Raw genomic sequence first — 12560 nt, 5'->3', positions numbered from 1 at the left:
ATGTTAATAGACTATCTGAATGATACAGACGAGGTATTAGACACATACATGTTGCTCGTTGATGAACTGCTTCACTATGCCGCAAAGGAAGAACAGGTATCCGACTTTGCTGAATTATCGGTGACCTTTGTTGACGATGCTCGAATTCAAGAACTCAATCGTGATTTTCGAGACAAAGATCAACCGACCGATGTGATATCATTTGCATTACTTGAGGAAACTGACGATGGTTATCCTATCGAACCGTTGCCCGGCATGCCAGAAGTACTGGGTGACATTATTATTTCGGTTGACCGAACGAAAGAACAAGCTGAGCGATACGAACACAGTTTTGAGCGAGAACTTGGATTTTTAGCCTTACACGGGTTCTTGCATTTACTTGGTTATGATCACATTGAACCCGAAGATGAAAAAGTAATGAATAAAAAACAAGAGGAACTGCTTAATGGCTTCGGATTATCAAGAGATTAAACAAAAAACAATTGGATTGAAATATGCCATTAATGGTCTAATATTCGCGTTTAAAAATGAAATCAATATGCGGGTTCATATCTTATTCACAGTGAGTGTCATCATTTTAGGTTTTGTTTTTCGCGTGAGCTTCACAGAGTGGGTCTTATTGTTTTTAACTTTTGGCCTCGTGCTCTCTTCGGAAGTATTTAATACAGCCGTTGAAATGTTGCTGGACTATTTAGCGCCTGAATGGCATCCAAAAGTGGGTATCATTAAAGATTTAACCGCTGGTGGGGTATTAGTAGCGAGTGGTATTGCGCTCGTGATTGGCTCGATTATTTTTATTCCTAAATTACTTGCACTATTTTTGTAACAACATGACATGGGGGAACATATATGACAAATCAATTATTTAAATCAGGTTTTATTACAATCATCGGTCGACCAAACGTAGGGAAATCAACCTTCTTGAACCGTGTAATAGGACAAAAAATTGCTATTATGAGTGATAAAGCACAAACAACAAGAAATACAATTCAAGGGGTACTCACGACTGACGATGCTCAGCTTGTGTTTATTGACACACCAGGGATTCATAAGCCTAAGCACCGTTTAGGTGACTTTATGGTCAAACTTGCTGAAAACACCCTAAACGAAGTCGATGCGGTCATGTTTATGATCAATGCAGAAGAAGGCTTTGGTCGCGGAGACCAGTATATTATTGACCGCTTAGCGTCTGTGAAAAAGCCTGTTTACTTGATCATCAATAAAATTGATCGGATTCATCCAGATGACTTGTTTAAGCTAATTACGCAATATAAGGATAAATATGATTTTAAAGAAATTGTTCCGATTTCAGCACTGGAAGGCAACAATGTTGATCATTTATTAGCGGTTTTAACCGACCAACTAGAAGAGGGACCACAGTATTATCCGAAAGACCAAGTGACTGACCATCCTGAACGGTTTATTATTGGTGAACTCATTCGTGAGAAAGTTTTGCATCATACCCGTGAAGAAGTCCCGCATTCGATTGCGGTCGTCGTTGAAAAAATCGAGAAAAACCCGGATGAAAAAGTACTTGTTCAGGCAACGATTATAGTGGAACGCTCGACACAAAAAGGAATTGTGATTGGGAAACAAGGCACAATGTTGAAAAAAATCGGTCACCAAGCTCGGCGTGATATCGAACGTTTGCTTGGTAATAAAGTGTATTTAGAACTTTGGGTGAAAGTGAAAAAAGATTGGCGTAATCAAGAGCGCTATTTAAGTGAATTTGGATTTGATCCAGAAAATTATCGTTAAGGTAAATTTAAGGGTAGGGGACGGTTTTCATGTTTGAAAAAACAGAAGCAATTGTTATTCGAACGTTTGATTATAAAGAAACACACAAAATTGTTACCTTGATGACGAAACGATTCGGTAAAATTGCCGTGATTGCACAAGGAGCGAAAAAACCGAAAAGTAGAAACGGTGCTATTTCACAAATGTTCATTCAAGGTGACTTTTTACTAAGAGTAGGTAAAGGCTTAGGTACCCTCCAGCAAGGCGATGTGATTCATTCTTTTCGGAAGATAAGAGAAGATTTATTTAAAACGGCCTATGCGAGTTACATGACCGAGCTGACATACCGTGTGTTAGATGAACGCACACCCTTACCCTTTATTTACGATCAACTCCTGAAGACACTAACAGCGATTGAACAAGATAAAGATCCAGAAGTCGTGACGATGATGTACGAAATGAAGCTTTATCCATTGTTGGGTATAAAGCCAATCTTAGATCACTGTCAGTCCTGCGGGACAACTGAGAACTTGACGCACTTTTCAATTGGTGATGGTGGAGCGCTTTGTCAAGCGTGCGGTAAGCGTGACGCTTATAGCTTCGCTTTAAATCCGCAAGTGATTAAATTGATGCGTCTTTTTTTAGAAGTCGATGTGAACCGGGTTGAGAATATTTCAGTAAAACCAGAAAACAAACAGTTAATTAATAACGTGCTCAAGGAATACTTTGAACACCATTCAGGTGTGTTTTTAAAATCGCGTCGATTTTTAGATCAGTTGGATGCATTAAAGTAGTGCTTGACAAACGGCTGTTGTTTCATTAAGATTTTAACTAGATTATCTTTATAAGCGATGAAAGAGAAGAGTAGAATAAGCGAACGGTTTTTGTAGCGAATTTGGGATAGTGAAAGCCAAATAATCGTCCTTGTTTGAAGGCACTCTTGAGCAAATTATTCACAAAAAGTGACTAAAGCGAGCTTTAGTAAATAGGGTGGAACCGCGGAAATCCCGTCCCTATGTTTCGATCAATGATTGAAGCATAGGGACGGGATTTTTTATGTGGTACTGAAAGAAGCTAGCGACACCAATCATGTAAAGAATGAAGGATTCAAAAAAAGGAGGACAATTGCATGCATATTCAAGATATGATTTTAACATTACAAAAGCATTGGTCAGATGAAGGCTGTATTTTAATGCAAGCCTATGATACAGAAAAAGGGGCCGGTACGATGTCGCCGATGACCTTACTGAGAAGTTTAGGTCCGGAGCCTTGGAATGTGGCCTATGTAGAACCATCACGTCGTCCAGCTGATGGTCGTTATGGTGATAACCCTAATCGTTTGTATCAACACCATCAGTTTCAGGTAATCATGAAACCATCACCAGATAATATTCAAGAACTATACTTAGATTCATTAAAGAAATTAGGCATTAATCCGTTAGAACATGATATCCGCTTCGTTGAAGATAACTGGGAAAATCCAACCCTCGGTGCGGCCGGTCTTGGATGGGAAGTGTGGCTAGATGGGATGGAAATCACCCAATTCACATATTTCCAACAAATTGGTGGCCTTGAAGCTAAGCCAGTTGCAGTTGAGATTACTTACGGAATCGAGCGTTTAGCATCATATATCCAAGACAAAGAAAATGTCTTTGATTTAACCTGGACAGAAGGCGTTACAGTAAGTGATATTTTCTATCAACCAGAATTTGAACATTCTACCTATACTTTTGAAGCGTCAGACACAGACTTGTTGTTTAACCTGTTTAACCAATATGAACAAGAAGCTAAGCGTGCGATGGAAAAGGCACTCGTCTTCCCAGCCTATGATTATGTCTTAAAGTGTTCTCATACCTTTAACTTACTAGATGCACGTGGGGTTATTTCTGTGACGGAAAGAACCGGTTATATTGGACGGGTAAGAAACTTAGCGCGTGAAATAGCAAAATTATATGTAGAAAAACGAGAAGCATTAGGCTTCCCGCTGTTAAAAGAGGAGGGCTCTCATGACAACAAGTAATGTTTTATTCGAAATTGGTTTAGAAGAAATGCCAGCACGGTTCCTTTCAGATACAGAAAAACAATTAACTGAAAAAACAAAGGCGTGGCTGGAAGCTTCACGTTTAGCTTATAGTGAGATTGATACGTTTATAACACCGAGACGCTTTGCGGTCCTTATTCATAACCTTGAGTCCAAACAACCTGACCTTAATGAGGAAGTGCGTGGACCCAAATTACAAATCGCAAAAGACCAAGCCGGTGAATGGTCAAAAGCAGCCATTGGTTTTTGCAAAGGGCAAGGCAAAACAGTTGATGATATTGTTGTGAAAACAGTTGACGGTCATGACTATATTTTTGTTGAAAAATATATTGAAGGAAAATTGGCGACAGCTATCTTACCAGCTTTTAAAGACGTTGTTTTATCACTAAATTTCCCTAAGAACATGCGCTGGGGTAATCGTTCGCTACGGTTTATTCGTCCGATTAAATGGATCCTTGCGTTAAATGATGCTGAAGTGATTCCATTTGAAATAGAAGGTGTCACATCAGGCAATGAAACAAGAGGACATCGCTTCCTTGGTCAAACGATTACAGTTAAGGATGCTTTAGCATACGAGGCAGCATTAAAAGAAGAATATGTGATTGCTGATGCAAATAAAAGACAGTCAATGATTGTTGAGCAAATTAAAGCACTTGAGACTGAACAAGATTTCGTCGTACCAATCGATGAAGACTTACTAGAAGAGGTCACTCACCTCGTGGAATACCCAACCGTCTTCTTCGGAGAGTTTAGCCAAGATTTCTTAGATGTACCTGAAGAGGCGCTTATTACCTCAATGAAAGAACACCAACGCTACTTCCCGGTCAGACAAACCGATCAGACATTATTGCCTTACTTCATTGCTGTTCGAAACGGTAATCGTGATCATATTGATACGGTAAAGCGCGGAAATGAAAAAGTATTAAATGCACGATTAAAAGATGCGGTCTTCTTTTATGAAGAGGATCAAAAACAATCGATTGAAGCAAATAATGAAAAATTAACACGCATGGTTTTCCAAGAAAAATTAGGTACGTTGCATGATAAAGTTGAACGTGTGGAAGCCATCAGTCAAAGTGTGGCGATTGCTTTACAACTCGATCAACCTGTCGTGAAGGATGTTCGTCGTGCTGCTGAAATTAGCAAATTTGATTTAGTGACTCAGATGGTCAATGAGTTTACGAACTTGCAAGGGGTTATGGGAGAAAAGTATGCCCGCCTAAAAGGTGAGAGTGACGCCGTTAGTATCGCTTTGAATGAACAATACATGCCACGACACGCTCATGATGATTTACCTGCATCAACTGTTGGTCAAATCCTTAGTGTCTCCGATAAAATGGATACCATTGTTGGTTGTATCGCGGTTGGCTTAATGCCAACGGGCTCACAAGACCCTTATGCCTTACGTCGACAAGCTATGGGTGTTGTTCAAATTTTAGAACGTTTTGGTTGGTCTTTATCCTTTGAAAATCTATTAGACCTGATTATCAGTCACTATGAAACAACCAGTATCGAAGTGGATGATTATCAAGTGGTCAATCAGAATGTGACAGACTTTTTCCGGGCGCGAGTGAGTTTCTTAGCAAAAGAACGTGGCATCGAACGTGATGTTGTAGAAGCTGTTACACATAGAGGGCTCGGTCAATTACATCAACTCTTTATTAAGGCCGAGTTATTAGAAGAAAAACGAAAAGATGAAAGTTTTAAACAAACCGAAGAAGCACTTGTGCGCTCAATGAATTTGGCGAACAAAGCAACAACAACAGAAGTTGAGGCGCATCTTTTTGAGAATGAATCGGAAACAGCCTTGTATCAAACACTTTTAGAAGTTAGAGCAGCCTATGAGGCCCGGATATCAGAAGAAGCTTATCAAGAAGCCTTATCAGAATTAGAAGCTCTTACACCAGCGATCAATCGTTTCTTTGATGAGACAATGGTTATGGTTGAAAATGAGAAAGTAAAAAATAACCGTTTGGCTTTACTAAATCAGGTCAAACAACTCGTCGACTTAATCGGTGATTTTACCCAAATCGAATGGAAACAACAATTTTAAAAAAGTTTGAGGTGATAACATGGTTAAACCTGTGATTTACTTAGTATCAGATTCACTCGGTGAAACAGCTGAAAAAGTTATCAAATCAGCACTGTTGCAGTTTGGTGACCATCATGAATATGAGTTAGTAAGAGAGCCTTATGTCGATGGGAGAGAAAAAATCAATCATGTGCTTATGACAGTTGCAAGAGACAGAGCCATTGTTGGTTACACGTTGGTTGACCCTGACTTACGTGAATTTATCAGTCAGCGCGCCCGGGAATTAGATATAGAAGCGATTGATATCTTAGGGCCGATACTAGATTCGATGGAACGGATGTTCGAAAAAAAGCCCCGAGTCAAACCAGGACTTAGTCATCAATTAGATGAAGCTTACTTTAAGCGCATCGAAGCCATCGAATTCGCGGTAAAATATGATGATGGACGAGACCCTAGAGGGATTGAAAAAGCAGATATTGTCCTTGTCGGTATTTCTCGCACGTCTAAAACACCTTTAAGCCAATATTTAGCTTTAAAGAGCTTTAAAGTTGCTAATGTGCCGATCGTGCCTGAAGTTGACCCGCCCAAACAATTATTTGAAGTCGATCCAAGCAAGTGCATCGGCCTTAAAATAAATTCTAAAAAATTGAACGATATCAGAAAAGAACGTTTAAAAGCACTCGGCTTAAAGCCAAATGCCAATTATGCGACAACGAACCGAATTGAACAAGAACTTAAATATTTTGACTGGCTTGTTGAACGCCTCAATTGTCCGGTGATTGATGTGTCCTATAAAGCAGTCGAAGAAACAGCGAATATTATCTTGCAGTTGCAAATGTTAGGGTAACATAAGTGAAATCCTTTTTGTTGATGGTGAACATTAACAAAAAGGATTTTACTATTTAGTAATATATGTTTTGATGTTTTTGTTTATTTATATTATAATTAATATTTGCGTAAAAAACTTGTCTGTTTTTAAACTTTTTTAATTTTTAGGCAGGATTTTTTAACTTACACAAAGAATAAGTCATAAAAGAAATGTATTTGATCGCGGAATACATTGAAAGACGTTTAATACGCGAGTATTTAAGGTAAAGTAATACTATCATGGGATGATTTCGTTTTTTTTCTTCTTGATGTCGAATCTTGAAGGGATTTTTGATTTTATCTAAAAATTGAGTGTTGGTGATATTAATGGCAGGTCAAATTCCTGAACAATTAATTGAAGAGGTAAGAAAAGCAAATGATATTGTTGACGTTATTGGTGAACACGTCTCACTGAAAAAGAAAGGACGAAATCACTTTGGTCTTTGTCCTTTTCATGGTGAGAACACACCGTCCTTTTCGGTCACACAAGAAAAACAAATATTTCATTGTTTTGGTTGTGGAAAAGGTGGAAACGTGTTTAATTTTTTAATGGAACATGAAGGCTTTAATTTTTATCAAGCAGTTGAATACTTGGCCAATAGAAGTGGGATCGTGTTACCTGAGTCTATCTCAAGTCAACAGAACCAACAAAATAATCAAATGGACCAAGAGAGTTTAAACGCTTATGAATTCTTGACGATGTTTTATCATCATTCATTAGTACACGCCAATGGAGCAGAGGAAGCGAAAGCTTATTTGACAGGTCGTGGTTTAACCGAAGAGACAATGAAGAAATTCAGTGTTGGTTTTGCCCCTTATAAAAGTGATGTCACCACGACATTACTAGAGAAAAAGTCATTTCATCTTCATCATTTAGCCCACACGGGCGTTCTGTCAGAGACTGAAGATGGTAAAGTGTTGGATCGTTTTAGAGGACGTGTCGTGTTTCCTATTAGAAACCATTTAGGCAAAACCGTTGGTTTTGGCGGACGTACTATTCGTGATGAAGAACCTAAATATCTCAATAGTCCTGAATCAAAACTGTTTCAAAAAGGGCGCTTATTATACAATTTTGATCAAGCCCGCAGTGAGATGAAAAAATTAAATCAAGCGATTTTATTTGAAGGGTATATGGATGTGATTACCGCGGATCAATACGGGATTACTCATGGTGTAGCATCACTAGGTACAGCTCTTACCGATCATCAAGCACAACTGTTAAAGCGTTATGTTGATGGAGTCATTGTTTGTTATGACGGTGACAATGCTGGTATTGAAGCTGCTTTTAAAGCAGCTGAGCGATTGAAAAAAGCAGGACTTGAATCGCGTATTGCCTCGATACCTGATGGTGATGACCCAGATGGGTATTTAAAGGCCAACGGAAAAGAAGCATTTGAACGAAAAATACTCAATCAAAGTGCGACGTATATGAGTTTCGTTTTAACTTACTTAAAACGGCAGTATGATCCAGCGATTGAGGCAAGTAGAATGCAATATATTGATGAAGCCATCCGCTATATTGCAGCGCTCACTAAGCCGATCGAAAGAGAACACTACGCAAGAGAGTTAGCGGATGAATATAACCTTTCTATCGATACGATTATGGGAGAAGTTGAGTCAAAGCGCCAACACATCATGCCCGATCAAAAACCTCGGATTGTTAAAGAAAATGCGAGAAAAAAACAGCAGCGGTTATATCCCGCTTATTATAATGCTGAAAGAAAACTTATCAGTTATATGTTGTATGATGCAACGATTGCCGAAAGAATGAAGCACCGTTTAGGTGCCTCATTTAATGTCGATGTGCATAAAGTGATTGTGACACACCTTTACGCTTATTATGAAACTGGACATCCAGCAGACGTGAGCCAATTCATTGAGCGGATTGAAGAACCAGAAATTAAAAATTTGATTATTGAACTTGCAATGCAGTCACTCTCTCCTGAGGTGACAGAAGACGAAATCAATGATTATGTTTATATGATTCAAAGTGAACAAGGAGACAAGGCACTTATTAAAGATTTATTTTATCAGCAAAAACAAGCTGAGCTTGACAAAGACTATACCAAGGCAGCAGAAGTTGGGATGGAAATTGTTAAGATTAAAAAACGTTTAAAAGAGCCATTGCGTGAGTAGGCTAAAGTTAGTTGGAGGGGGATGCTGTTATGGCAGATAAGAAGTCGAAACAAAATGAACCAGAAATTACATTAGACCAAGCCAAAGAGTTAATCATTCAAGTTGGAAAGAAAACGGGTGTTATTGCTTATGATGATGTCGCTGAGCGTTTAGCTATATTTGAGCTTGACTCCGATCAAATGGATGAATTTTACGAACACCTTCAAGAACAAGGGATTGATGTAATTTCTGATGCAGAAAAAGACCCGGATGAAAAAGATATCAAAAAAGAAGAAGAATTCGACCTCAATGATTTAAGTGTACCGATTGGGATTAAAATTAATGACCCGGTGCGGATGTACTTAAAAGAAATTGGTCGTGTCAACTTACTTTCAGCACAAGAAGAGGTTAGTTTAGCTGAACGAATTGAGCAAGGCGATGAAGAGGCAAAACAACGTTTAGCAGAAGCAAACTTACGGTTAGTCGTCAGTATTGCTAAGCGTTATGTTGGTCGTGGGATGTTATTCTTAGACTTAATTCAAGAAGGTAACATGGGTCTGATTAAAGCGGTTGAGAAATTCGATCACCGCAAAGGATTTAAATTTAGTACGTATGCTACTTGGTGGATTCGACAAGCGATCACACGTGCAATTGCTGACCAGGCACGGACGATTCGTATTCCAGTGCATATGGTTGAAACAATTAACAAACTGATTAGGATCCAACGTCAACTCTTACAAGACTTTGGTCGTGAACCAACACCAGAAGAAATTGGAGAAGAGATGGATTTAACTCCTGAAAAGGTGAGAGAAATATTGAAAATTGCGCAAGAGCCTGTTTCACTTGAAACACCAATCGGTGAAGAAGATGACTCGCATTTAGGTGATTTCATTGAAGACCAAGAAGCAACATCACCTTCCGATCATGCAGCCTATGAATTATTAAAGGAACAATTAGAAGATGTGCTTGATACACTAACAGATCGTGAAGAAAACGTCTTACGTTTGCGTTTTGGACTTGATGATGGCCGTACCCGTACACTTGAAGAAGTAGGAAAAGTCTTTGGTGTTACGCGTGAACGGATTAGACAGATTGAAGCAAAAGCTTTACGTAAATTGCGTCATCCATCACGTAGTAAACGTTTGAAAGATTTCTTAGAATAAAGTCGTGATTGGTATAGTCAATCCAGTCTCAATTGAGATTCAATTGAAACTCGATTGACTTTTTTTACATAAAAATAATTTGCTGGCATCAATGAGGTGATGGGATGGACCAACAACGTAAAGCAACAATTATACATGAAATTAAATACTGGAAAGATAATCATTTATTGCCGGAGCATTATTGCGATTTTTTGCTGGCTCTTTATACAGAAGGTACAGGACCAGTTACAGATGAACTTGATGATTTATTACAACCTGAGCCGGCGTCATCAGATGATACGCTCGCTATGTTAATGCCGCATTTATTTGGTTTATTGATGCTATCGGTTGTGCCGCTGATGCTAAGTGGCTTATTTTTGCTAGAATTTTCAACCATAATTGAAGTAGCTTTTGTTATGGGTGCTATTGTCGTTGTGTCGTTATTTTATCTTTTAAGTCGGCATATAAAGATATTGACTGTGAGCTATAGTCGAGCACTATACTTCATCAGTCTCGTATTAGCTGGTTTATATCTTAGTGGGACATTAGCCATCCCCTTTTTCTACCGCACAATGGTCCTTGTTTTCATGATTATTGCTGGTGTGAGTGTCGGGATCATAAAAAAAGATCGATGGTTACTGCTCGTAAGTGGATTGATGATTGTCTTAGGTATCATTGGATTATTTATTTAACAGACCATAAAATGATGATGATTATAGGCTGAAAGGGTGTGAAGAAATGGAGATTATTAAGTTATCGAATCGATTAAAACAAGCAAGTCAATATATTGATACGGGTGCTTTTTTTGCTGATATTGGTAGTGACCACGCCTATTTACCAATTTATGTTTGCCAACAAGATCCGTCAGCGAAAGGAATAGCCGGTGAATTGAACCAAGGGCCGTTCGAAGCGGCGATTTCACATGTGAGGGGTAATCAATTATCGGACCGTATTGATGTTCGAAAAGGAGATGGTTTGACAGTCATAGGAAAAGCCCCGGTAGATACTGTTGTTATTTGCGGTATGGGTGGTGGGTTAATTCGTGCCATCTTAGCCGAAGGAAAAGCCTATTTAACACATGTAAAGCGATTAGTCTTACAACCGAATATGGACAGCCATTATTTAAGGGAATGGTTAGTAAAGAATGATTTCAACCTTGTCAGAGAAGAAATCCTTAAAGAAGATGGCCATATCTATGAAATACTAATTGCTGATAAAGTATTAAAAAGTGCCGCATTAACACCGAAAGATCTCTTGTTTGGTCCGTTTTTACGGCGGGAGTCATCAGCTGTGTTTAAAGAAAAGTGGGAACGCGAATATGACAACGTTGTGCGAGTGATCGATAATATGGCTTTAGCCAAACAAATTAATGAAGAAAAATTAGCGCTGTATCAGCAACGAAAACAATGGATTCGCGAGGTGTTAACAAATGCATAAACCCTTATATATTAAAGAATTTTTGGCGGCATTTGAACAAGTAGTCCCTCAAGCGTTAGCCTATGATTGGGATGCGGTTGGCTTACAAATGGGCGATGTGAATACACCGCTCACCGGTATTTTAACAACATTAGATGTGACAGAAGCGGTTGTTGATGAGGCAATTGAACAAGGTGTCAACCTGATCATGAGCCATCACCCTATCATGTTTAAACCGATGAAAAAAATTGATTTTTCGACGGTGAAAGGACGGCTCATTAAAAAATGTCTATTGAACGGTTTAACGATTTTTTCAGCTCACACAAATTATGATCGCGTTGATGGCGGGATGAATGATCGTTTAGCTGATCGGTTAGCACTTGTCAATAGAGAGATGCTTGTTGAAGAAGATGAGATAAAAAATGTAAAGTTGCAAGTGTTTGTCCCGCATACGCATAAGGAAATACTTGATGAGGCCTTGACGCGTTTAGGCATTGGTACGATGGGGAACTATGAAGCGTGTGTTTATGAAACAGATGGTATCGGTCGCTTTCAACCGACAGACAAAGCGGATCCGTTTATTGGTGAGCGTCAGACACGAGAAGCTGTGGAAGAGGTCAAACTCGAGTACTTAATAACGCATGATCAAGTGTCTAACGCATTATCAATAATTGATGAAGTACATCCTTACGAGACACCTGCTTTTGATTTGATACCGTTACTTAACACAGGAAAAGTACGAGGGATCGGACGGGTTGGAGATTTAACTGAACCTATTTCGTTTCATCCGTTTATTAAGAAGGTAAAAGAGACCTTTGGTTTAGACGGTGTCAGAGTTGCGGGGCAATCAGATAAATTAATTAAGCGCGTGGCTATTTTAGGTGGTAGTGGAGAAAAATTCACGATGGCGGCATTGAAAAAGCAAGCTGATGTCTATATCACCGGTGATATGACCTTCCATTCAACGCAAGATATAGCAGCGCTTGGGTTAAATATTATTGATGCGGGGCATTATTTAGAAAGTGTGATGAAAGACGACTTTAAAGAGATCTGTCAGGCTATTTTCAAGAAAACTGACTGTGACTATCCAATTGTCGTATCACGTGTAAACACCAACCCATTTAGATTTATTTAAAAGGTTGTAAAATAGGCATGAGGGCCAATCTAAGTTATACTAAAGGTATAGTTTGGACGTTGTTTTAAAAAAAGG

The 12560-nt window shown here is 38.9% G+C and carries 12 protein-coding genes and 1 other annotated feature; all 12 genes read left to right on the top strand.

The window, feature by feature from the left end; all coding sequences use genetic code 11:
- The 12 genes from ybeY (at position 1) to BM098_RS00170 (ending at position 12485) form a co-directional block, all read left to right on the top strand.
- Positions 1 to 471 (top strand): rRNA maturation RNase YbeY, encoded by a 471-nt coding sequence (gene ybeY, locus BM098_RS00225; RefSeq protein ID WP_089829183.1) that lies wholly within the window; start codon positions 1 to 3, stop codon positions 469 to 471.
- On the top strand, positions 446 to 826 hold the full coding sequence (locus BM098_RS00220) for a diacylglycerol kinase family protein (RefSeq protein ID WP_089829180.1): 381 nt from the start codon (positions 446 to 448) through the stop codon (positions 824 to 826). Before ybeY ends, BM098_RS00220 begins: the two co-directional genes overlap by 26 nt.
- A 23-nt stretch (positions 827 to 849) precedes the next feature.
- Entirely contained in the window at positions 850 to 1758 is a 909-nt protein-coding gene (gene era, locus BM098_RS00215) for a GTPase Era (RefSeq protein WP_089829178.1), read from the top strand.
- A 29-nt stretch (positions 1759 to 1787) separates the two neighbouring features.
- Entirely contained in the window at positions 1788 to 2531 is a 744-nt protein-coding gene (gene recO, locus BM098_RS00210; RefSeq protein ID WP_089829177.1) for a DNA repair protein RecO, read from the top strand.
- 48 nt (positions 2532 to 2579) lie between these two features.
- Positions 2580 to 2755: a binding site (T-box leader), on the top strand.
- Positions 2756 to 2866: 111 nt separating this feature from the next.
- Positions 2867 to 3757 carry a glycine--tRNA ligase subunit alpha gene (glyQ, locus tag BM098_RS00205; protein ID WP_089829175.1) on the top strand — a complete coding sequence of 297 codons (891 nt, stop codon included), beginning with the start codon at positions 2867 to 2869 and terminating at the stop codon, positions 3755 to 3757.
- Complete coding sequence (gene glyS / locus BM098_RS00200; RefSeq protein WP_089829173.1) at positions 3744 to 5831, top strand: glycine--tRNA ligase subunit beta; 2088 nt, start codon at positions 3744 to 3746, stop codon at positions 5829 to 5831. Before glyQ ends, glyS begins: the two co-directional genes overlap by 14 nt.
- Positions 5832 to 5850: 19 nt before the next feature.
- Positions 5851 to 6657, top strand: a complete 807-nt coding sequence (locus tag BM098_RS00195) for a pyruvate, water dikinase regulatory protein (RefSeq protein ID WP_089829171.1) — start codon at positions 5851 to 5853, stop codon at positions 6655 to 6657.
- Between the two features lie 347 nt (positions 6658 to 7004).
- Entirely contained in the window at positions 7005 to 8813 is a 1809-nt protein-coding gene (gene dnaG / locus BM098_RS00190; RefSeq protein ID WP_089829170.1) for a DNA primase, read from the top strand.
- Positions 8814 to 8842: 29 nt separating this feature from the next.
- Positions 8843 to 9955 carry an RNA polymerase sigma factor RpoD gene (rpoD, locus tag BM098_RS00185; RefSeq protein ID WP_089829168.1) on the top strand — a complete coding sequence of 371 codons (1113 nt, stop codon included), beginning with the start codon at positions 8843 to 8845 and terminating at the stop codon, positions 9953 to 9955.
- 104 nt (positions 9956 to 10059) lie between these two features.
- Complete coding sequence (locus tag BM098_RS00180) at positions 10060 to 10626, top strand: hypothetical protein (RefSeq protein WP_089829166.1); 567 nt, start codon at positions 10060 to 10062, stop codon at positions 10624 to 10626.
- A 46-nt stretch (positions 10627 to 10672) separates the two neighbouring features.
- Positions 10673 to 11371, top strand: coding sequence for a tRNA (adenine(22)-N(1))-methyltransferase (locus tag BM098_RS00175; protein WP_089829164.1), 699 nt, complete (start codon positions 10673 to 10675; stop codon positions 11369 to 11371).
- Positions 11364 to 12485: a Nif3-like dinuclear metal center hexameric protein gene (locus BM098_RS00170; protein ID WP_089829162.1), complete on the top strand. Its 1122-nt coding sequence runs from the start codon at positions 11364 to 11366 to the stop codon at positions 12483 to 12485. The genes BM098_RS00175 and BM098_RS00170 overlap by 8 nt, the downstream gene beginning before the upstream one ends.
- Positions 12486 to 12560: the final 75 nt, after the last annotated feature.

Source organism: Halolactibacillus halophilus (assembly GCF_900115605.1).
Lineage (GTDB): Bacteria > Bacillota > Bacilli > Bacillales > Amphibacillaceae > Halolactibacillus > Halolactibacillus halophilus.
This window is presented reverse-complemented; position numbering and strand designations above follow the sequence as displayed.

Bases quoted from the DNA above. Each gene is read 5' to 3' on its own strand.
- ybeY (WP_089829183.1), top strand. From the start codon at position 1: ATGTTAATAGACTATCTGAATGATACAGACGAGGTATTAGACACATAC.
- BM098_RS00220 (WP_089829180.1), top strand. From the start codon at position 446: ATGGCTTCGGATTATCAAGAGATTAAACAAAAAACAATTGGATTGAAA.
- era (WP_089829178.1), top strand. From the start codon at position 850: ATGACAAATCAATTATTTAAATCAGGTTTTATTACAATCATCGGTCGA.
- recO (WP_089829177.1), top strand. From the start codon at position 1,788: ATGTTTGAAAAAACAGAAGCAATTGTTATTCGAACGTTTGATTATAAA.
- glyQ (WP_089829175.1), top strand. From the start codon at position 2,867: ATGCATATTCAAGATATGATTTTAACATTACAAAAGCATTGGTCAGAT.
- glyS (WP_089829173.1), top strand. From the start codon at position 3,744: ATGACAACAAGTAATGTTTTATTCGAAATTGGTTTAGAAGAAATGCCA.
- BM098_RS00195 (WP_089829171.1), top strand. From the start codon at position 5,851: ATGGTTAAACCTGTGATTTACTTAGTATCAGATTCACTCGGTGAAACA.
- dnaG (WP_089829170.1), top strand. From the start codon at position 7,005: ATGGCAGGTCAAATTCCTGAACAATTAATTGAAGAGGTAAGAAAAGCA.
- rpoD (WP_089829168.1), top strand. From the start codon at position 8,843: ATGGCAGATAAGAAGTCGAAACAAAATGAACCAGAAATTACATTAGAC.
- BM098_RS00180 (WP_089829166.1), top strand. From the start codon at position 10,060: ATGGACCAACAACGTAAAGCAACAATTATACATGAAATTAAATACTGG.
- BM098_RS00175 (WP_089829164.1), top strand. From the start codon at position 10,673: ATGGAGATTATTAAGTTATCGAATCGATTAAAACAAGCAAGTCAATAT.
- BM098_RS00170 (WP_089829162.1), top strand. From the start codon at position 11,364: ATGCATAAACCCTTATATATTAAAGAATTTTTGGCGGCATTTGAACAA.